At 37.9% G+C, this 22,085-nt stretch carries 23 protein-coding genes; 18 read left to right on the forward strand and 5 right to left on the reverse strand.

Annotation, left to right across the window (positions count from 1 at the left end; all coding sequences use genetic code 11):
- Nucleotides 1-21: 21 nt before the first annotated feature.
- Complete coding sequence (locus P7V56_RS09585) at nt 22-414, forward strand: SRPBCC family protein (protein WP_171221617.1); 393 nt, start codon at nt 22-24, stop codon at nt 412-414.
- A 67-nt stretch (nt 415-481) separates the two neighbouring features.
- Here P7V56_RS09585 and P7V56_RS09590 read toward each other — a convergent pair whose 3' ends face one another.
- Nucleotides 482-2,407 carry an LTA synthase family protein gene (locus P7V56_RS09590; protein WP_171221618.1) on the reverse strand — a complete coding sequence of 642 codons (1,926 nt, stop codon included), beginning with the start codon at nt 2,405-2,407 and terminating at the stop codon, nt 482-484.
- 118 nt (nt 2,408-2,525) lie between these two features.
- On the opposite strand from P7V56_RS09590, the gene P7V56_RS09595 reads away from it, so the two are divergent.
- From P7V56_RS09595 to P7V56_RS09675, 17 genes are all read left to right on the forward strand, one after another.
- Nucleotides 2,526-4,298 (forward strand): AMP-dependent synthetase/ligase, encoded by a 1,773-nt coding sequence (locus tag P7V56_RS09595; protein WP_171221619.1) that lies wholly within the window; start codon nt 2,526-2,528, stop codon nt 4,296-4,298.
- 17 nt (nt 4,299-4,315) lie between these two features.
- Complete coding sequence (locus P7V56_RS09600) at nt 4,316-5,377, forward strand: proline iminopeptidase-family hydrolase (RefSeq protein ID WP_171221620.1); 1,062 nt, start codon at nt 4,316-4,318, stop codon at nt 5,375-5,377.
- Nucleotides 5,378-5,495: 118 nt separating this feature from the next.
- Complete coding sequence (locus P7V56_RS09605) at nt 5,496-5,891, forward strand: hypothetical protein (protein WP_171221621.1); 396 nt, start codon at nt 5,496-5,498, stop codon at nt 5,889-5,891.
- Nucleotides 5,892-6,108: 217 nt separating this feature from the next.
- Nucleotides 6,109-6,303, forward strand: coding sequence for a hypothetical protein (locus tag P7V56_RS09610; RefSeq protein ID WP_171221622.1), 195 nt, complete (start codon nt 6,109-6,111; stop codon nt 6,301-6,303).
- A 16-nt stretch (nt 6,304-6,319) separates the two neighbouring features.
- A complete protein-coding gene (locus tag P7V56_RS09615) occupies nt 6,320-6,655 on the forward strand; it encodes a hypothetical protein (protein ID WP_171221623.1) in 336 nt (111 codons plus the stop codon).
- A 107-nt stretch (nt 6,656-6,762) separates the two neighbouring features.
- Nucleotides 6,763-7,530: a DUF4382 domain-containing protein gene (locus tag P7V56_RS09620; protein WP_171221624.1), complete on the forward strand. Its 768-nt coding sequence runs from the start codon at nt 6,763-6,765 to the stop codon at nt 7,528-7,530.
- A gap of 343 nt (nt 7,531-7,873) precedes the next feature.
- Complete coding sequence (locus tag P7V56_RS09625) at nt 7,874-8,452, forward strand: peptidylprolyl isomerase (RefSeq protein WP_171221625.1); 579 nt, start codon at nt 7,874-7,876, stop codon at nt 8,450-8,452.
- Nucleotides 8,453-8,465: 13 nt separating this feature from the next.
- A complete protein-coding gene (locus P7V56_RS09630; protein ID WP_171221626.1) occupies nt 8,466-8,891 on the forward strand; it encodes a DUF1801 domain-containing protein in 426 nt (141 codons plus the stop codon).
- Nucleotides 8,892-8,897: 6 nt separating this feature from the next.
- Complete coding sequence (locus P7V56_RS09635; protein ID WP_171221627.1) at nt 8,898-9,467, forward strand: DUF4256 domain-containing protein; 570 nt, start codon at nt 8,898-8,900, stop codon at nt 9,465-9,467.
- Between the two features lie 168 nt (nt 9,468-9,635).
- Complete coding sequence (locus tag P7V56_RS09640; RefSeq protein WP_171221628.1) at nt 9,636-10,067, forward strand: MarR family winged helix-turn-helix transcriptional regulator; 432 nt, start codon at nt 9,636-9,638, stop codon at nt 10,065-10,067.
- A 31-nt stretch (nt 10,068-10,098) separates the two neighbouring features.
- A complete protein-coding gene (locus tag P7V56_RS09645) occupies nt 10,099-12,489 on the forward strand; it encodes a 3-hydroxyacyl-CoA dehydrogenase/enoyl-CoA hydratase family protein (protein WP_171221629.1) in 2,391 nt (796 codons plus the stop codon).
- Between the two features lie 4 nt (nt 12,490-12,493).
- Nucleotides 12,494-13,675 (forward strand): acetyl-CoA C-acyltransferase, encoded by a 1,182-nt coding sequence (locus tag P7V56_RS09650; protein WP_171221630.1) that lies wholly within the window; start codon nt 12,494-12,496, stop codon nt 13,673-13,675.
- A gap of 23 nt (nt 13,676-13,698) precedes the next feature.
- Complete coding sequence (locus tag P7V56_RS09655) at nt 13,699-15,489, forward strand: acyl-CoA dehydrogenase FadE (RefSeq protein ID WP_171221631.1); 1,791 nt, start codon at nt 13,699-13,701, stop codon at nt 15,487-15,489.
- Nucleotides 15,490-15,587: 98 nt separating this feature from the next.
- Nucleotides 15,588-16,112: a DUF8685 domain-containing protein gene (locus tag P7V56_RS09660; RefSeq protein WP_171221632.1), complete on the forward strand. Its 525-nt coding sequence runs from the start codon at nt 15,588-15,590 to the stop codon at nt 16,110-16,112.
- 70 nt (nt 16,113-16,182) lie between these two features.
- Nucleotides 16,183-16,710: a superoxide dismutase family protein gene (locus P7V56_RS09665; protein WP_171221633.1), complete on the forward strand. Its 528-nt coding sequence runs from the start codon at nt 16,183-16,185 to the stop codon at nt 16,708-16,710.
- Between the two features lie 6 nt (nt 16,711-16,716).
- The gene (locus P7V56_RS09670; RefSeq protein ID WP_171221634.1) at nt 16,717-17,292 is read left to right on the forward strand and encodes a YdeI/OmpD-associated family protein; all 576 of its coding nucleotides are present in this window, start codon (nt 16,717-16,719) and stop codon (nt 17,290-17,292) included.
- A 70-nt stretch (nt 17,293-17,362) separates the two neighbouring features.
- Nucleotides 17,363-18,559, forward strand: coding sequence for an LETM1-related biofilm-associated protein (locus P7V56_RS09675; RefSeq protein ID WP_171221635.1), 1,197 nt, complete (start codon nt 17,363-17,365; stop codon nt 18,557-18,559).
- A 58-nt stretch (nt 18,560-18,617) separates the two neighbouring features.
- Here P7V56_RS09675 and can read toward each other — a convergent pair whose 3' ends face one another.
- The 4 genes from can to P7V56_RS09695 form a co-directional block, all read right to left on the reverse strand.
- Nucleotides 18,618-19,259, reverse strand: coding sequence for a carbonate dehydratase (gene can, locus P7V56_RS09680; RefSeq protein ID WP_171221636.1), 642 nt, complete (start codon nt 19,257-19,259; stop codon nt 18,618-18,620).
- Nucleotides 19,260-19,329: 70 nt separating this feature from the next.
- Nucleotides 19,330-20,013, reverse strand: coding sequence for a carbonic anhydrase family protein (locus P7V56_RS09685; RefSeq protein ID WP_171221637.1), 684 nt, complete (start codon nt 20,011-20,013; stop codon nt 19,330-19,332).
- 11 nt (nt 20,014-20,024) lie between these two features.
- On the reverse strand, nt 20,025-21,662 hold the full coding sequence (locus P7V56_RS09690; RefSeq protein WP_171221638.1) for a SulP family inorganic anion transporter: 1,638 nt from the start codon (nt 21,660-21,662) through the stop codon (nt 20,025-20,027).
- 58 nt (nt 21,663-21,720) lie between these two features.
- Nucleotides 21,721-22,005 carry a hypothetical protein gene (locus P7V56_RS09695; protein WP_171221639.1) on the reverse strand — a complete coding sequence of 95 codons (285 nt, stop codon included), beginning with the start codon at nt 22,003-22,005 and terminating at the stop codon, nt 21,721-21,723.
- Between the last annotated feature and the right edge of the window lie 80 nt (nt 22,006-22,085).

Consider the following 22,085-nt stretch of genomic DNA (forward strand, 5'->3'; position numbering starts at 1 on the left):
ACCAAATAACCGAATAACCAAATGAACTTAGAAAGCCCAAAAGTTACGGTAGCAAAATCTGCCGAATATTTATACAACGCTTTATCCGATGTCAAAAACTTCGAGAAATTAATGCCCGAAAACATTGCTAAGTTTGAAGTATTGGGTGATGATATTTTCAATTTTGGTTTAAAAGGCATGCCCGAAATCAAATTGCGATTGAAAGAAGGCGTACCGCATTCTAAAGTAAACCTGGCTGCTGCCAGTGATAAATTGCCTTTCACTTTAACAGCAAATTTAGAAGCTGTTGCTGATAATTCAACCGGCGTGCAATTGGTCTTTGAAGGCGAATTCAACCCGATGATGGCCATGATGATCAAAGGCCCGATTTCAAAGTTTATTGAGACCTTAGCGGAGAATATGAACAAGTTGTAAAGAATTACGAATTGTCAATTACGAATTATGAATTATAAAAAAAGCGACTTTTCAGTCGCTTTTTTTGTTATTTCACCGTTGTCAATCGCTTATCTACTACTCTTTCCATATAGTCTTGAATGAACGCCTTACATTTTAACTCTAAAGCATCCATTTCGGCATTTCGCTTACCTATGAGATTCTTTTTCATGCCTTTGTCATTTTTATCATAAAACCCTACGGCTTTCTTATCATCCATCGTACAAATGTAATTGCCGCTCATAAATTGGTACACATTGGCACTGTGTCGCACCGCAAAAGGAGCCACTTGTTTGTCGCTGATTAAGCTTCTACCCCAACTTCTGAAAGGTTTTTGGTAACCAATCATGTCCAATAAGGTTGGGTAAATATCTATTTGTTGTGCCCAATCGTCATTCACACCAACGTATTTTTCGCTTGGCGTAAAAAACAAAATCGGAACCGTATGCTTGTTAAACTCCTTTTTATACTCATCATAAGCAATGGTATTTCCGTGATCGGCAACCAAAACAAAAATGGTGTTTTTGTACCAAGATTGCTTTTTGGCTTCGGCAAAGAAACGCTTCAAAGCATAATCAGTATAACCTATGCACTGGTTGATATTGACTTTTCCTTTAGGAAATTTACCTTCAAACTTTTCCGGAACTTTATAAGGTTGGTGTGAAGAAACCGAAAACAACGTTGCCATAAAAGGTTCTTTTTTCTGTGTCAACGTTTTATTAAAAAATTGAAAGAAAGGTTCGTCCCAAATACCCCAAACACCATCAAAGTCGGCGTCATTATTGTATTCATTCTTTCCATAATAATGATCATAACCCAAAATATTGGCAAACCCTAAAAATCCCATCGAACCGTTGGGCGCGCCATGAAAAAACGACGTATTATACCCTTGATTTTCTAAGGTTGAAACCAATGATTCTATTTTTTGCTTCGGATAAGGCGAAGAAGTAAAAGCATCTTTAAACGACGGAATTCCGGCAATAACCGAAGACATTCCGTGAATGGACTTCCAGCCATTGGCGTAAGCATTGGTATAAATTAAACTATGTTGGGCCAACGAATCTACAAAGGGCGTATAACTTTCATAGTCCGAGATTTTGGTGTCTTTATTAAACGCACCATTGTATTCACGGGCAAAGCTTTCTAAAATAAACACCACAATATTCGGCTTGGTCGGAGGATTGTTTTTGTATTGTTTGATTGGCACTAATAAACTGTCAACTGTTGCTTTGGGAAGAAAATTGACTTTCTTAAACGTGTTGGCATTCCAAGTTCGAATGATGGCAAAAGGCGTGTTCAAAACCACATCGGCCTGACCGGCATTTTGTACATAGCGACTTGCATCCAACATATTGATTGGTCGGGTGCTTTTCTTAAAATCGCCTCTGATTCCACCAACACAAAGTGTGATAATCAATAAAAAAGCAGCTGTAGAAGTAGCAAAATATTTAAGGGTTGGTTTTTGGTCGTGGTGTTGAATTTTAGTTCGCTTGTACAATAAAATCCAAAGGTAAGCCAAGGCAAAAAACAAGAAGAATACATGCCAATAATTCAGCATAAAATTGAAGAGTAACGCCATTTTATTGCTTTCGTTTTCCAAAGTATCCAAGGACGCTCTGGTGCTTCGGCTGAAGGTAAAGCGGTAATAAATAAAGTCGACAAAATTGGCGGAATACATCAATAAATTGGTCACAAAGTAAAGATAAAACAATACTTTTTGATAGGCTTTCTTGGTATTGATAACCGCCGGAAATACCGATACTATAATAAACAAAGCATTGGTGTACAAAATTGTAGTGGTATCAAAGGCTACACCGTGATAACATATTTTTATAAAATCGAATACACTGTTTATCTCTATTAAACTTTGATTGTAGACATAAAACAAGATTCGGGCAATAAAATAAAAGAGATAAGCCAATAATATTCTAATGGCCATTACTTTATATTCGGCTATTCTGGGGAATTTTTTCATGCGGTAAAAAGTTCAAACGATGCAAAACTACAGAATTCAATAGTAGGAGCCGCTATATTTTAAATTAATATTGTGATTAATAACAATAATCCTTAATTTGCATCAAATTAATGAACAAATGACTAAAATCACCCGACTTTTTGATTTTGCTTACTACCAGCTCGAAAAGAACAATATGCCTCATTGTCTTGTAACCAAATACGATGGCCAATGGGTTTCCACTTCTACACAAGAATATATTGACAAAGCCAATGCGGTTTCCAGAGCTTTGTTGCGATTGAATATACAAAAGAATGACAAAATTGCCATTATTTCCTCCAATAACAGAACCGAATGGAACATCATGGATGTCGGCGTTTTGCAAATTGGTGCCCAAACCGTACCGATTTATCCAACGATTTCAGCAGAAGATTATGCCTATATATTAAACCACTCAGAATCAAAATATTGTTTCGTTTCAGATGATGTAGTTTATCAAAAATTAATGTCGGTTAAAAATGAAATTCCTTTGTTGGAAGACATTTATTCTTTTAACGAAATTGCAGGCTGCAAAAACTGGAAAACGCTGTTAGATTTAGGCGAAGACCAAAGCAACCAAGATGTTGTTGAAGACCGAAAAAACAATGTAAAACCGGAAGAGTTAGCCACAATAATCTACACTTCGGGAACAACCGGTAAACCAAAAGGCGTTATGTTATCGCATAACAATATCGTCTCAAATGTACTCGACAGTTCACCGCGTATTCCTTTTGAAGAAGGCACTAGTGTCGCTTTAAGTTTCTTACCAATTTGCCACATTTTTGAACGGGTAATTTTGTACATCTATCAATATTATTCGGTTTCTATTTACTTCGCAGAATCGATTGAAAAGTTATCGGATAACATCAAAGAAGTAAAACCAACCGTTTTTTCTGTGGTGCCAAGATTATTGGAAAAAGTATATGATAAAATCATTGCCAAAGGAGAAGATTTAACGGGCATCAAAAAGAAACTGTTCTTCTGGGCGATTGATTTAGGCTTGCGTTACGAACCTTACGGTGCCAATGGTTGGTGGTATGAATTCCAATTAAAAATAGCGCGAAAATTAATCTTCAGCAAATGGCAAGAAGGATTGGGTGGCAACTTAAACGTAATGGTTTCGGGAAGTGCCGCTTTACAACACCGCTTAATCAGAGTATTTGCCGCCGCAGGAATGCCGGTGATGGAAGGTTACGGACTAACAGAAACCTCTCCGGTAATTTCGGTTAACGACCAACGAAATGGCGGTTTTAAAGTGGGAACTGTTGGTAGAGTGATTAATAATGTTGAAGTCAAAATTGCCGCTGACGGAGAAATCCTTTGCAAAGGACCGAATGTGATGATGGGTTATTATAAAGACCAACAATTGACTGATGAAGTCATCAAAGACGGTTATTTCCACACCGGTGACATTGGTGAGGTAGACAAAGACGGTTTCTTGAGAATCACCGATCGTAAGAAAGAAATGTTCAAAACCTCGGGCGGAAAATACATTGCGCCACAGTTGATTGAAAATGCCATGAAGCAATCTTTATTCATCGAACAAATTATGGTAATTGGTGATGGCGAAAAAATGCCGGCTGCCTTTATCCAACCTAGTTTCGACTTTATCCAGGAATGGGCCAAAAGAAAGAGTTTAAATATTGGCACAACCCATGCGGAAATTGCTTCAAATCCTGAGGTCATTGCGCGTATCGAAAAAGAAGTAGAAACCATCAATGAAAAATTCGGGAATTGGGAAAAAATCAAACGCTTTGAATTGACACCTGATATTTGGTCAATTGATGGTGGTCACCTTACGCCTACGCTCAAATTAAAGCGTAAAATTGTAATGGAAAAATACAAAGACTTGTACCAAAAAATTTATAATTAATTTTAAATTATTCAACTATGAAGATAAAACTATTACTCAGCTTATTATTAACTATTGTTTTATTTTCAGGTTGTAAGGAAAGTAAAACGGTAGATACTGTAAAAGAAAACTATCTCGATTTTTCACAAAGAGACGACCAATTTACCGGTGGCATCAAAATGATTCCCATCTCTACTCCTATTGGTGAATTTAAGGTTTGGACTAAAAGAGTTGGCAACAACCCGAAGATAAAAGTACTGTTGCTTCACGGCGGTCCGGGCGGAACACATGAGTTTTTTGAGAGCTTTGACGGCTATTTTCCACAGGAAAGTATTGAATACATTTATTATGACCAATTGGGTTCTTATTACAGCGACCAACCCGACGACAACAGACTTTGGACTACAGAACGCTTTGTAGAAGAAGTAGAACAAGTACGTAAAGCTTTGAAACTGGACAACACCAACTTTTATTTATTAGGACAATCTTGGGGCGGAATCTTAGCGATGGAATATGCTTTGAAATACCAAAAAAACCTAAAAGGTCTTATCATATCGAATATGATGGCGAGCGCACCGGCTTATAATAAGTATGCCGAAGAAGTCCTCGGACCGCAATTGGATCCAAAAGTATTCACCCAGATTAAAGAATTCGAAAAAAACAAAGACTACAGCAATCCAAAATACATGGAGTTGTTGCTGAATCATTATTACACCGAACACATCCTAAGATTTCCGGTAGCCCAATGGCCTGAGTCAATCAACAGGGCTTTCAAACATTTAAATCCGAAGGTGTATGTTTATATGCAAGGACCTAGTGAATTCGGCATAACCGGTGACGCTACTTTAAAAGATTGGGACATTACGACTAAACTAAAAACATTAACGGTTCCAACACTTTCTATCGGAGCCCAATACGATACTATGGATCCGAAGCACATGGAATGGATTGCCAATGAAGTCCAAAACGGAAGATTTTTGTATTGTCCGAAAGGCAGTCACTGTTCGCAATACGATGACCAAGAACACTATTTTCCGGGTGTTATTCAATTTTTAAAAGACGTTGATAACGGCACTTTTCAAAAGAAAAAAGTTAAATAATTACCAAAAACGTTATTAACATTTCTCTTCGTTAAAAAGTTGATAATTAAAACCTTATTAATTTATTACATTCTCAATATATTAATATTTTTATTGTATTAACCAATAACTATTAATTATGAATGTAAAAAACTTTATTGTCGGAGGTATCGTTGGTGGTATTGCCGATTTTCTGATGGGTTGGCTATTGTACGGAATGCTTCTGAAAGACTTCTTTCCTAAACCTGAAGGTGCCGGAGCAGAAAACATTACTTTTATTTTCTTAGGCTGCATGTGCTTTGGTTTTATGATGTCTTTCATCTTCAATCAAGGCGAAGGGATCAGCAAATGCGTTCCCGGTGTTAAATTAGCCATTGGAATTGCTTTGTTTATGTCGCTGTCAATGAATTTCTTTTACAGTATGTACAGTGAAACCATTAACTGGCAAATGGTTGCAGTAGATGTTTTAGTTTCAATCGTAATTGCTTCAGTAGTCGGTGCCGTAATTGCAGTAGTTAACGGAAAAATGAAATAATGTAAGTATTCAATTTTCATAGTGTAAAAACGCCCGGGATTTGTTTCTCGGGCGTTTTTTTTTTAATAACCTCCACAGCGTGTGAATTATACAATTAAAAAAATAAATTCTGTAATGCAAAAGCTAATAAAAACGGCCAACTTTGTTAAAATAAATTATAAAAAGAGTTTTGCATTAGAATTCAATAATAATTTAAAAAAACTTAAATTTTAAAATTATGAATCTTAAAAGAATTTTTGGGGCGGTGCTCACCCTACTGGGAATTACAAGTCTGATATATGCTGCACAACTGTTTTTGAGTGAAGACGGAAGCACAAGAGATATTAAAGAGCTTATCATATATTCCGCATTAGGCTTACTCTTTTTTATTCCCGGCATAAACTTAATCAAAACCACCAAAGACGAATCTTAAATAACAATTAGAAATCATGAAAACAATCACAAAATTCAGAATGGCATTATTACTATGTGCCTTAGCGATTACTGCACCGGTATTATCAAATACCACAGAACCAACCAATACAATTACAGCAACCAATTCTCCAGCAAATGATGCAGAAGCCAAAGCAAAAGCAGAATTACTAATCAGACGTTTGGAAGAAATCAAGGCCATGGACAAATCCAATCTGACCAGAGTAGAAAAAAGAGCGTTGCGAAAAGAAGTTAAAGAGATTAAATCAACCCTTAAAGCCAGCGGTCAAGGAGTATATCTTTCGGTTGGCGCCATTATTATCATTATTCTATTGTTGATTTTGCTTTTATAAAAATGAAAATTATGAAACATAAAATGGATATTCTATAACAGTTAAACAATTTAAATGATAGAAATTTGTATTGATATTAATCTACAAATTAATTTAAATACTTTATTATGAAAAAGATCGTTTTAGCACTAACACTCATTGCAACAGCAATTACTTTTAACGCTTGTAGCAATGACAATTCTTCCTCAGGAAGTTATGCTTACAAAGTTCGCATGACTGATGATCCGGGACCATTTAGCGAGGTAAATGTTGACATCCAAGCGGTTGAAGTAAAAGGAAGTAACGGACAAACCGTACTTTTAAATACCAATGCAGGAGTTTACAATCTTCTGGATTATGCCAATGGTGCTGATACGCTAATAGCAACCAGTACTTTGACCGATTCAAGAGTCAATCAAATCCGATTAATATTAGGACCGAACAACACCGTAGTTGTTGATGGTCAAACTTATCCGCTCAGCACACCAAGTGCTGAACAATCAGGGTTGAAATTATTAATTAACCAAGATTTAGTAGCCGATATTGACAACAGCATTTTGATAGATTTTGACGCCAATGCCTCAGTAATCCAAACCGGAAACGGCACGTACAAATTGAAACCGGTATTGAGAACAGTAGTAGCTGCAATATCCGGAAATATTACGGGTAGCATTGCTCCTGTAGGTACTTTGGCTTCTGTGAGTGCAACCTCTACCAACAGTTTAGTGGTGTATACCAGTACCGTTGATGCCGAAGGAAACTTCAGAATATCAGGTTTGCCTCCGGGAACCTATACCGTTATCATAACACCATTATCACCATTACTTCCGGTAACTCAAACAGATATAGTTGTTGAAGCCGGAGCAAGTACTAATATCGGAGTTATCAACTTTTAAAATTTAGTTCTTGAATGTTGAAAAGAGGTTGGTCAAATTAAGGGTTACTTATGAAATCATAAGGCTTGAAATATTGTCCTCAAGAATTAGTAATTGCCCAAATGATTTTATTTGAATTGGTTATACCTTGATGTGACAACCTCTTTTCATTGTTCAAACTTAGTGCTTTCTAAAACTGTTTGCACCCAAAAGCACCTGCTAATAAAACAAAACTACTTTTCCTCAAGAGTAGTTTTTTTTTGTGGTATCAAACAGCACAAACTTTTGTAATAACTTTACCAAATCAAAACAACAATCTAAGCTTATGCGGTTTGTCCTAATGTTATTACTGTTAATAATTGCTATGGGCTGCAAGAAAGAACCATTCAACACTGCTTGGACACAAGAACAGGCTCCCGAAATTTTCAAAGCCAAGTTCGAAACCACCAAAGGCGACTTTGAAATGGAAATCAAAAGAAGTTGGTCGCCTAAAGCGGCTGACAGATTATACCAACTGCTCAAACACGGTTATTATGACAATGCCATTTTTTACAGAGTAGTTCCCAATTTTGTAGCCCAATTTGGCAACACCGATTCAGAACAAATGAAACAATGGAAATCGGTTACCATACCAGATGAAGCTGTAAAACATTCCAATACCCGTGGCACCTTAAGTTTTGCCCGAAGCGGAAAAGATACACGCGATTTGGAAATTTTCATCAATTTGGAAGACAATACTTCTCTCGACACTCTTACCTTTGAAGGAGCAAAAGGTTTTACGCCCTTGGGAAAAGTAATCAAAGGCATGGAAGTAGTTGACGATTTATACTCCGGCTACGGCGAAGAGCCGATGAGCAATCCTAATTTGTATAGAAACCGAGACCTTTTTTACCAAACCTATCCTAAATTGGATTTAATCAAAAAAGCCTACCTAATCGACTAAAACACGTTTTATCATGGCAGAAAAAAAATCAAAACTCGTTGAAATCAAAACCAAACCTACCGTGGCCAGCGTAACTGATTTTATCAATGCGGTTCCCGATGAACAAAAGCGCAAGGACAGTTTTGTACTTTTAGAAATGATGAAAGCCGCCAGCGGTGAAGAACCGGTCTTGTGGAGCAATTCTATCATTGGGTTTGGCAACAAGCGCTACAAAAGTCCAACAACCGGAAGAGAGGTCGATTGGCTACTCATAGGATTTTCACCTCGTAAAGCCAATTTATCTTTGTATATCAGCATTGGCATAAAAGAACATACAGCCGCTCTAAAAAAACTGGGCAAACATAAAACCGGTGTAGGTTGTTTATATATCAATAAGCTAGAAGACATTGACCTTAAAGTACTCGAAGGAATGATAGCCAATTCGTTGAAGCAAAAATAAAATCCAATGAAAACAGGTAACGAATACAAATTATCAACAGAGGAAAAAGAGACATTACTCAATACCTTAAAAACCCGTTTTGAGAAAAACAAAAACCGCCATGCGGGATTAGATTGGACAACAGTGCAAACCAAACTATTGGAACAACCCCAAAAACTTTGGTCACTAAATGAAATGGAAAATACCGGTGGCGAACCCGACGTGGTTGGCTATGACAAAGAAACCCAAGAATTCCTTTTTGTTGACTGCTCGACAGAAAGTCCAAAAGGCCGTCGAAGCACTTGTTATGACCGAGAAGCACAAGTCAATCGAAAAGATTTCCCACCAAAGCACAACGCTCAAGATATGGCTACCGCTATGGGCATAAGCCTTTTAACCGAAGAACAATACCGCAATTTACAACAATTGGGAAACTTTGACTCCAAAACTTCCAGTTGGATACAAACTCCCGAAGCCATCAGGAAATTAGGCGGAGCGATCTTTGCTGATTTCAGATACAATCACATTTTTATATACCACAATGGTGCTCAGTCTTACTACGCTGCTCGCGGGTTTCGAGGTCTTTTGAAAGTGTAGTCATTAGAGAAAGAATCCTACCACAACATCGTTGAAGCAATAAGTTTCTTCTAAAATCATCTTCTAAGTTTATCCAGCAAATTGTTAAAATGTAATTTTTTTTAATAATTAGTATGCGTGCATAATATTTTTTATTATCTTTGAAATCGTTATAGTAAATTTTTAGGTATGAAAGATAAAACTATAGATTATATTCTTCGTGCAACTTGGCAAGCAGTTGCCCGCATGTACAATGAAGAAGCCTCGAAGTTTGAAGGCTCAATGGCCATAGGTTTTGCACTACTGAGTATCGATAAAGAAGAAGGAACTCCTTCCACCTTTATCAGTTCACGTATGGGAATGGAAGCTACCAGTTTAACCAGAACATTAAAAACCTTAGAAGATAAAGGACTAATCATCCGAAAAAAAAATCCTGAAGACGGTCGAGGTGTACTCATCTATCTGACTGATTTAGGTAAACAAATGAGAGAGCAATCCAAAATCACGGTATTAAAGTTCAATGAAGTAGTAAAGCAAAATGTTTCCGAGGAAAAGCTCCAACACTTTATGGAAGTTGCTGAAACGATTAATGATTTGATTTCGGAGAAAAAAGTATTCTAAAAACAAACAACAAACTATAAACAGTTTTAAAATGAAACGAATAATCAAAAAAGTGGCTGTCGTTGGTTCAGGAATCATGGGTTCCGGAATTGCTTGCCATTTTGCTAACATTGGGGTTGAGGTTTTGCTTTTGGACATTGTGCCAAATGCTTTAACCGAAGCCGAAGAAAAGAAAGGATTGACGCTTGAGAGTAAAGTGGTTCGCAACCGATTGGTAAATGATCATTTAGCCAATGCCTTGAAATCGAACCCATCGCCTATTTACAGTCAGAAGTTTGCTTCCCGAATCACGACCGGTAACACTACCGATGACATGGCTAAGATTGCCAACTATGATTGGATTATCGAAGTAGTAGTGGAACGTTTAGACATCAAGAAATTAGTATTCGAGCAAATAGACCAATACAGAAAACCGGGAACTTTAGTTACTTCAAACACTTCGGGTATTCCAATTAAGTTTATGAGCGAAGGCCGAAGCGAAGATTTCCAAGCACATTTTTGCGGAACACATTTCTTCAATCCGGCAAGATATTTAAAGTTATTCGAAATCATTCCGGGACCAAAAACTTCCAACGAAGTGCTAGACTTCTTGTTTGACTATGGCTCTAAATATTTAGGAAAAACTTCGGTTGTAGCCAAAGATACTCCGGCATTCATTGGAAATCGTATCGGTATTTTTGGAATTCAAAGTTTATTCCATTTGGTCAAAGAAATGGACTTAACCATAGAAGAAGTTGATAAATTAACCGGTCCGGTTATTGGTCGGCCAAAATCGGCTACTTTCCGTACCGTTGATGTCGTTGGTTTAGATACTTTGGTACACGTAGCCAACGGAATCTATGAAAATTGTCCAAACGACGAAGCACACGACTTATTCAAATTGCCTGATTTCATCAACAAGATGATGGAAAATAAATGGCTCGGTAGTAAAACCGGACAAGGATTCTACAAAAAAGAAGGCAAAGAAATTCTGTCACTCGATTTAAATACTTTAGAATACAGAGCAGCAAAAAAAGCCGCTTTCGGTACTTTAGAATTGACTAAAACCATCGACAAACCAATAGACCGATTCAAGGTTTTAGTCAAAGGTAAAGACAAAGCCGGTGAATTCTACAGAAAGAATTTCTCAGCCATGTTTGCTTATGTCTCTAACCGTGTTCCAGAAATCACAGATGATTTCTACAAAATAGACGACGCCATGAAAGCCGGATTCGGTTGGGAAAACGGACCATTCGAAATCTGGGACGCTATTGGAGTTCAAAAAGGAATTGAACTCATGGAAGCCGAAGGGTTAAAACCGGCTGCTTGGGTTGGTGAAATGTTGGCTTCAGGCAGTACAAGTTTTTATACAGTGAAAGAAGGCGCGACTTATTATTACAATAGCCAAACCAAATCACAAACCAAAGTTCCGGGTCAAGACAGTTTCATTATTCTAAACAACATTCGCGAAAGCAAGAAGGTTTGGAGCAACAGTGGTGCTGTAATTCATGATTTAGGTGATGGTATCTTAAACCTTGAATTTCAGTCGAAAATGAACACCATCGGCGGTGATGTTTTAGTCGGAATCAACAAAGCCATCGACCTTGCTGAAAAGCAATACAACGGATTGGTCATTGGAAATCAAGGTGCCAATTTCTCTGTGGGTGCCAATATCGGAATGATCTTCATGATGGCGGTTGAACAAGAATATGACGAACTCAACATGGCCATCAAAATGTTCCAAGACACCATGATGCGTTGTCGCTACTCGGCTATTCCGGTTATAGTTGCGCCACATGGCATGACATTGGGCGGTGGTTGCGAAATGACCATGCATGCTGATAAAGTAGTGGCCGCAGCTGAAACCTATATTGGTTTAGTAGAATTCGGTGTCGGCGTGATTCCCGGCGGTGGTGGTTCAAAAGAAATGACGTTACGCGCTTCCGACCTCTTCCGAAAAAACGATGTAGAGTTGAATACTTTGCAGGAATATTTCCTAACCGTTGCGATGGCCAAAGTAGCCACATCGGCTTACGAAGCGTTTGATATGGGTGTTTTGCAAAAAGGAAAAGACATCGTAGTGGTCAATAAAGACCGTCAAATAGCCGAAGCCAAGAAACACGCTTTGCTAATGGCCGAAGCCGGTTACACCCAACCTATCCCAAGAAAAGATGTAAAAGTTCTTGGTAAGCAAGCCTTAGGAATGTTCTTAGTGGGAACCGACCAAATGGTAGCCGGAAAATACATTTCGGAACACGATCAAAAAATTGCTAATAAATTGGCTTACGTAATGGCTGGTGGTGATTTATCGGAACCAACTTTAGTCTCTGAACAATACTTGTTAGACATTGAACGAGAAGCATTTTTATCGCTTTGCACCGAAAGAAAAACATTGGAGCGTATCCAATTCATGTTAACCAAAGGAAAACCTTTAAGAAACTAATCAAATGAAAACAGCCTATATAGTAAAAGCATACAGAACCGCGGTAGGTAAAGCCCCAAAGGGAGTTTTCCGTTTCAAAAGACCGGATGAATTAGCCGCAGAAACCATTCAGTACATGATGAATGAACTGCCTGATTTCGATAAATCCAGAATAGACGACGTCATGGTGGGTAACGCTATGCCTGAAGCTGAACAGGGATTAAACGTAGCCCGCTTGATTTCATTAATGGGATTAAAAGTGACCGATGTTCCCGGTGTAACCGTGAACCGTTATTGCGCTTCCGGACTGGAAACCATCGCGATGGCAACTTCCAAAATCCAAAGCGGAATGGCGGATTGCATCATCGCAGGCGGTGCCGAAAGCATGTCTTTCATTCCGATGGGCGGCTACAAACCAACACCGGATTACAGTGTTGCAGCCGAAGGTCACGAAGATTACTATTGGGGAATGGGTTTAACGGCAGAAGCTGTAGCCAAACAATTCAATGTGTCGCGTGAAGACCAAGATGAGTTCGCCCTAAATTCGCACTTAAAAGCCATCAAAGCACAAGCCGAAGGCAAATTCGACAAACAAATTGTGCCTATTACTATCGAACAAACGTTCATCAATGAAAATGGTAAAAAAGAAACCAAATCATACACTGTAACCAAAGACGAAGGACCAAGAGCCGATACCAATGCTGCAGCTTTAGGTAAGTTGCGCCCGGTATTCGCTGCTGATGGAAGTGTAACCGCCGGTAACTCTTCTCAAATGAGTGATGGTGCTGCTTTTGTCTTAATCATGAGCGAAGAAATGGTTAAAGAACTAAACCTTACTCCTATTGCCCGAATGGTAAGTTATGCCGCAGCCGGTGTTGAACCTAGAATCATGGGTATCGGTCCGGTTAAAGCCATTCCAAAAGCCTTGAAACAAGCTGGCTTGACTTTAAATGATATCAATTTAATCGAATTAAACGAGGCTTTTGCTTCTCAAGCTTTAGCGGTTACAAGAGAATTAGGCATCAATCCAGATATCGTAAACGTCAATGGTGGCGCCATTGCTTTAGGTCATCCGCTTGGTTGTACCGGTGCCAAACTTTCTGTACAATTATTTGACGAAATGAAACGCCGAGGTGACAAGTATGGAATCGTATCAATGTGTGTCGGAACCGGACAAGGTGCAGCGGGTATTTATGAAATATTATAATCAACAAACTAAAAAATAATAAAATGAGCGATATCACTCGTGGAGGTCAATTCCTCGTAAAAGAAACCAAATGCGAAGACATCTTCACTCCCGAAGATTTCTCGGAAGAACAAATCATGATGCGTGATTCTGTCAAAGAATTCGTCGACAAAGAAATTTGGCCCAACAAAGACCGTTTCGAAAAGAAAGATTACGCTTTCACTGAAGAAATGATGCGCAAAGCAGGTGAAATGGGCTTTCTAAGCGTAGCCGTTCCTGAAGCTTATGGCGGAATGGGCATGGGATTCGTGGATACTTGTTTGGTTTGCGATTATATTTCGGGCGCTACCGGTTCGTTCTCAACGGCTTTTGGTGCGCATACCGGAATTGGAACCATGCCAATTACTCTATACGGAACTGAGGAACAAAAACAGAAATACGTCCCTAAATTAGCTTCCGGCGAATGGTTTGGCGCTTACTGCTTAACCGAACCGGGCGCAGGATCTGATGCCAACTCAGGAAAGACCAAAGCCGTACTTTCCGAAGATGGCAAATATTACAGCATCACCGGACAAAAAATGTGGATTTCCAACGCCGGATTTTGTTCCCTATTTATCGTTTTTGCTCGTATCGAAGACGATAAAAACATCACCGGTTTCATTGTAGAAAATGACCCAAGTAACGGAATCACGATGAACGAAGAAGAACACAAACTAGGCATTCGTGCCTCTTCTACTCGCCAAGTTTTCTTTGCGGACACTAAAGTTCCCGTGGAAAATATGTTGGCCGGACGTGGCGAAGGTTTCAAGATTGCTATGAATGCGTTGAATGTTGGTCGTATCAAATTGGCTGCCGCTTGTTTGGATGCGCAACGTCGTGTGACTTCCAATGCCGTAAATTATGCCAACGAAAGAATACAGTTCAATACACCAATCTCCAGTTTTGGAGCGATTCGTTATAAATTAGCCGAAATGGCTACTTCCGCTTATGCCGGAGAAAGTGCTACTTATCGCGCTGCAAAAGACATTGAAAACCGCATCAAAATTCGCGAAGTGGAAGGTGCTTCACATCAAGAAGCCGAATTAAAAGGCGTTGAAGAATTCGCTATCGAATGTTCGATTCTAAAAGTAGCCGTTTCTGAAGACGTTCAAAATTGTGCTGACGAAGGCATTCAAATTTATGGTGGAATGGGATTCTCTGAAGATACGCCAATGGAAAGCGCTTGGCGTGATGCCCGTATAGCCCGTATTTACGAAGGAACCAATGAAATCAACCGAATGCTATCGGTAGGAATGCTAATCAAAAAAGCCATGAAAGGCCATGTGGATTTATTGGGACCGGCCATGAAAGTGCAGGAAGAATTAATGGGTATTCCATCCTTCGACACTCCTGATTATTCGGAATTATTTTCTGAAGAAAAAGAAATGGTGGCCAAATTGAAAAAAGCCTTCTTAATGGTAGCCGGAGCTGCGGTGCAAAAATACGGTATGGATTTAGACGCACACCAACAACTATTAATGGCTGCTGCCGATATGTTAATCGAAATTTATATTGCAGAAAGTACCATTTTAAGAACAGAAAAATTGGCTAAGAAAGAAGGTGAAACCAAAGTAACCGAGCAAATTGCGATGGCTAAACTATACTTATACAAAGCTGTAGACGTCGTGACTCAAAAAGGAAAAGAAAGCATTATTTCTTTTGCCGAAGGCGACGAACAACGCATGATGCTCATGGGATTACGCCGATTCACTAAATACACCAATATGCCTAATATAGTGGGCTTAAGAGAAACTATTACTGCCAAGTTAGTGGCGGAAAATAGCTATTGTTTTTAGATTTTTAGTTAAGTTAATTGTGTTGAAACCATCTGATTCGTCGGATGGTTTTTTTATTTAAGGCAAATCGCTATTTTAGTGGCTCAAAATTTAATCTTATGAAACTACTCGGAATAGGCTCCAGAATCAACCACGCCGAATACGGTAAAGGTGTGGTAACCAATGTATCATCCAAGGATTATTGGGTAACTTTTATAGAAAACGGTTTAGAAACCATTGCCATCGACAGTGAATTTGAAGTCATAGAACACGCCGAAAACGAAGTGGACACCGTTAGTTTTTACGATGTAGAACAAAGTTTATTATCGATCTTAAAAAAATGGAACGGTTTAGGCGAACCGGTGGCTATTGGCGACAAATGGAAAGGCGGCAACATGAAACTAGAACCCGGACAACCCGGATTAGCCGCCAAAGATGTGCCGATTGATACTTTTTTCCACAAAATTGTGATGCTGCGCGACAGACTTCGTGTGATGGAACAAAAAATAAATGCCAGCAACTTAGAAGAAATCGAAAAAGTCGAATTGCAACAATACATTACTCGTATTTACGGTAGTTTAACTACTTTCAATGTATTATTTAAATCGCAAACTGATTATTTCGTAGGCGAAAAGTCTAAATAAACTTTAACCTAATTTTAGAGGGATTGTGCTTGGTAATTGCGTACTTTTATCTCTCTTAAAAGAAAATGTTATGAAAAAAATAGTCTTAGGAATTTTAGCAGTCGGATTGCTGATTTTAGGTTGTAAAAGTTCATCAACTAATGATAAAAGCAAAACAGTCAATATCATTTTTGAATCTAAAAGCGGCAGTAATGTTAGAGGTAATGGTACTTTCACAGAGAAAAAAGGGGAAGTAACTTTCACGGCTAATTTCAGTGGTTTGAAACCCGGAGTGCATGCCATTCACATTCATGAAAAGTCAGATTGCTCTGCAGCTGATGCGACTTCAACCGGCGGACATTGGAATCCAACGTTTAAAAAACACGGTCGATGGACAGAAGCCGAACATCACAAAGGGGATATGGATAACTTTTATGCCAATGAAAATGGCGATGCCACAGTGTTATTTAAAACCAATGAATGGTGTGTAGATTGTGGAGATGCTACAAAAGATATTTTAGGAAAAGCGGTAATTGTTCACGAAAAAGCCGATGATTATGTCTCTCAACCTACCGGAAATGCGGGAGCTAGGTTAGCTTGTTCGGCTATCATAAAATAATTGTCTTTGGAAGAAAAAGAACATCTTTACTTTAAAAATGCTCAAGAATGGCGCGAATGGTTGCATCATAATCACCACTCTTCAACAGGTGTTTATCTCATTTTTTACAAAGTAACCAGCGAAGCCGAAAGCATGCGTTGGGAAGAAGCCGTGCAAGTAGCCATTTGTTACGGTTGGATTGATTCTACAGTAAAGAAATTAGACGATGAACGCCGGCGCCAAATGTTTACGCCCCGAAAAGACAAAAGTGTATGGAGCAAACTCAACAAAACCTATATAGAAAAACTCATAGCAGAGAATTTGATGCATGAAAGTGGCTTGCGCAAAATTGAAATAGCCAAACAAAACGGATCCTGGGAATCGCTGGATCATGTGGAAAACCATATCATGCCCGAAGATTTAAAATTGGCTTTTGATCAAAATTCTGTTGCCTTCAACAACTACAATAATTTCAGTCCTTCTTATAGAAAAAGCTATTTGTATTGGCTCAATCAAGCCAAAAGAGAAGAAACCCGAAAAGCCCGTATTGCCGAAATAATATCGCTTTGCGAAAAAAATATCAAAGCACGAGGTACATTTTAAATTTGGTAACAAATTCATTACTTATCACAAATAAAAATGATTTAGTTTTGTGCCTATAATTAACAGTTAAATGATTAACCCATCAGTTCACGGTTGGATAGACAAGTTCTTTGCAGAGCAAAAGCTGTCAAACCATTCGTTTGCGCAAAACGAAAGGGATTTCTACATCCGAACCAGGGCTACCGGATTTATTTTTGGTCACGTGGTTGGCTTTGATACTTCGATTGCGATTGAAACTGAAGAGCGTTTGCCTCAAGAATTGTCAAAAATCGGTATGCTCAATACACTGTATCAGATGTATCGTTTGACCAAGCAAAATGACAATGCGGCTGACTTTATTAACGAAACGGTTGCCTTTTATAATACTATGATTCCAAAAGGGTTTAATCCTTTGAAAAAAGTTTTAGAATCGAGTTCACCTTCGAGCAAATTGGAGAAAATCATCCACGACAGAGTGCAAACCAATGAGGACATGTTCAGTAAAAACTTTTCTCATGTAATTACTAATGCATTACTGTTTATAGATGTTTTGGCCTTCAAACAGCACCTAGAAAAAGACAATATCCCCGAAAAATATTTCAACAAAATTGAAGACCTTGTTATCAGTATTATTTCGCTTTCGCTAAAAGCCAAAACGGGTATTTCACAACATGATGATTTGTTGGCCAAACTGTTTGAATCTTCAGTTCGCTACAATAAATTCGGCTCAACTTCTATTACTTCTATTGAAGATTTAGATTTAAGTTACCTTTCCAATAGCCTTGAAAAATACTATGTTATTGATTTGGCCGGTATAAGCTTGTGGAGCGATGAAAAGGTGGAAAATGAAGAGCGATACTTTTTATTTAAGTTGGGAGAAATAATAAAAATACCTGATGAAATTATCTTGGAAAGTATTGATTTCATTAATAATTTTATTGTAAAATATAAAGATGAAATTCCGTATTTCAATTTCTCCAATCCGGTAAAACACTTTTACGATCAAACAACCGAAAGCGTTGCTATTTTGATTAACCGCAACAAGTCCAGGTTACTGAAAGAGATTTCACAGAGTAAGGAATTAATGCAACTTTTGGCTAAGTCAACCCACAAAGATTTAGACAAAGAGGAAAAGAAAAAAATAAAAAAACAAATCCTCGATATCTGCAAGACAATCCCTTCACTAACCATATTCCTTTTGCCCGGTGGTGGTTTGCTTTTGCCTATTTTGATAAAATTTATCCCAACCATGTTGCCATCGGCTTTTAATGAGAATATTGAAGATTAAAAAAAAAGCAACCAAAACTGGCTGCTTTTTGAGGTATTAAATTATAGTATGACAAATACTAATTGGTAAATTTTAATCGATAAACTTCGTCTAAATCGTCACTGGAAGTCATGTTTACACCTAAATCGGTAACGTAACCTGAATTTAAACCGTAAGCCCAACCGTGAAGCGTTAACTCCTGACCTTTTTTCCAAGCATTTTGAACTATGGAAGTTTTAGCCAAATCGAAAACTTGCTCCTGCGCATTGATTTCTACAAATCTGTTAAAACGCTCGTCTTCGTCTTGAAAAGAATTCAAATAATCTTCATGTAAACGATAAATATCTTTGATGTGTCTGATCCAATTGTCAATCAACCCGATAGATTGGTTACCCATGGCGGCTTTAACACCACCGCAACCGTAATGTCCACAAACAATAATATGCTTGACTTTTAAAACATTAACCGCATAATCCAATACACTGAGCATATTCATATCACTGTGTATAACCATATTGGCTATATTTCTGTGCACAAATACTTCTCCGGGTTTCGCACCTATAATCTCGTTGGCCGGAACTCGGCTGTCAGAACATCCTATCCACAAAAGCGGTGGATTTTGTCCTTTGGAAAGATCCTTGAAATAATCAGCATCGATGGCCAACTGTGTTTCCACCCATTTTTTATTGTTATCCAGTATCTTTTTATAAAAATCGTCCATTCTAAAAGTTTGAATCAAATGTAGTGAAAAGCATAGTTTTTATAAAGATTTTAACCAAGTATTTCGATTTTTAATGTCTCAGTTCGGCTACTGAAAAATTTGGATTCAACTCATCTTTGATGTATTGACTGTCTTTATAAAAAGTTACTTCACCGGTTTCAATATTATGCATGGCGCCAACTATACCAATTTCGCCGTTTTCAATCATTTGTTCCAAAATAAAACTGCGCTCAATGATGTTTTTAACATTGCGTTTCACATTGATTTCAGCAACATTTTCTACAAATAAAGGGTTAGACGCATTGCGATTCTGTTCAGTGTCTTTTTCCTGATAAACCGCAGGCTGAATTTTTGAAAGTAGTTCGGTCAAATTGCCCATTTCAACATGATCGCACGCACCTTTTACGGCACCGCATTTAGAGTGACCTAAAACCACAATGAGTTTGGAACCGGCTACTTTACAAGCAAACTCCATACTGCCCAATATGTCGGTATTGACAATGTTTCCGGCTATTCTTACCGAAAAAACATCTCCTAAACCTTGGTCAAAGATAAGTTCAGCCGACGTTCTACTGTCGATGCAACTTAAGATGGTAGCAAACGGCCACTGACCGTCGCGAGTATCATTAACTTGCTCCAGTAAATTTCTGTGAGCGCGAAGATTGCTGACAAATCGCTCATTTCCGTTTTTTAATAATTCAAGTGCTTTTCTGGGTGTAATTGATGCTTGTAATTCTTTATTTAATGTTTTCATTGCTCTATTTTTTATTTTTCTACGTTAATCATTTTACGCTTCATAGCATCATATTTTTGCTCAACAGTTACGGTATTTGCAAAATTGTCACTATTTTCCAATTGGTACCCTTTTTTGAATCCTTTCAACTTTACTTTAATATTTTCGTCAACAGCCCGCGTTGCTTTAAACTCTTTTATTAAGTCTAAAATATCGTGAGCTATATATACTGTATCTGTAGCATTGATAATTACTTTTGAATTTTCAGGTAATTCATTTAAGGTTGATTTAATCGCCGCTTTATTCAAGAAAGAAACTTCTTGAGCCAATTCGATATGAATAACATCACCTTCATGATATTCTTCTTTTACAAATTTGAAGGCGCGTTTTGAATTTCCGATTAATACAAAAATAATGTTCACTATCATTCCCAAAGCAACACCTTTTAGTAAATCGGTAAATACTACTGCCACAAAAGTCAGGATAAAAGGAATAAACTGGTATATTTTGTCTTTCTTCCAAAAATGTTTAATGGTTTTGGGATTGGCTAATTTGTAGCCAACCAACAACAAGACTGCTGCCAAAGTAGCCAGCGGAATTTTATTCAACAAAACCGGTATGGTCAAAACACTGATTAATAAAAGTGCTCCATGAATAATGGCAGACATTTTCGATTTGGCGCCGGCCGCATTATTGGCTGATGTACGCACTACAACCGATGTCATAGGCAGACCACCTAATAATGAACTCACTACATTCCCAATACCTTGCGCTTTTAACTCAACATTTGTATCAGTGTATCGCTTTTGAACATCCATCCTGTCGGCTGCTTCAATACACAATAAGGTTTCAATAGATGCAACAACAGCTATGGTTGCCCCTACTATCCAAACCTTGACATTGGCAAAGGCCGTAAAATCAGGTAAAACAAAAATGCTTTGGAATTCTTCAATAGTTTTTGGAACAGGGAGTTTGACTAAATGATCACCACCTATCGCCAAACTACTTCCACTTCGTATAAAAATCTCATTCAAAACAATTCCAACAATAACAGCGACCAAAGCAGCCGGAACTAACTTTATTTTTTGCAGAAATGCTACTTTATTCCATCCGATTAAAATGGCAAGAGAAATTAAAGTAATAGTCAATGATCCCAATTGAATGTGGTCGACTATTGAAAAGAGTTCTGAAAAAGTATTTTGACCATCAGGTTGTACAAATGATTCATCGCCTTCAAAATCCTTGTCATACCCAAAGGCGTGAGGAATTTGTTTAAGAAAAATGATTACTCCGATACCAGCCAACATCCCTTCGATAACATTGTTGGGAAAATAATTTGAAATTGTACCTGCTTTCAAAAATCCTAAAGCCAACTGCATCAAACCGGCTATAAAGACAGCAGTCAAAAAAATATTAAAAGCACCCAAATCAGTTATGGCTGTTAAAACGATTGCGGTCAAACCTGCAGCCGGACCCGATACACTCAAATGAGAAGTACTCAAATAACCGACAACGATTCCGCCGACTATACCCGAAATAATACCTGAAAAAAGCGGAGCACCTGAGGCCAAAGCAATACCCAAACACAATGGCAACGCCACCAGAAAAACCACTAAACCTGATGCGAAATCAGACTTAAGGTTTGCAAAAAGATTGATTTTTTTTGTCATACCAATAAATTAATTTAATACATAAAAAGTCTCGCATTTGCGAAACCAAACGGATGTATTAAACCAACTCGGGCGGCGGAGAGAATATTTCTTCGGAAACATTGTCATGTCTAGACAAGTTTTCGGAAATTATTATCGAATCTGAGTTGAGCTCTGATTCAGTAAAAGGATAATCAAAACATTGCTTTAAAGCCTTGACTTCTTTGATGTCTTTATGAATTTCTTCTTCAGCAAAACTATAAAAAACAGAGATATCAGCGCTTTTCTTTATCAACGTAACCACTGTTGGTGTTGAAAGGAAAGTGACAAATATTGCTAATATAAAACCTGCTATAAATCTCATATTACAAAAGTAGTTATTCATTCGAGCCAAAAATCGATTATTATAAAAATTTTAACAGAATTTTTAACCCAAAAAATCAG

The organism is Flavobacterium sp. IMCC34852 (genome assembly GCF_030643905.1).
In the GTDB taxonomy this organism is placed as follows: domain Bacteria; phylum Bacteroidota; class Bacteroidia; order Flavobacteriales; family Flavobacteriaceae; genus Flavobacterium; species Flavobacterium rivulicola.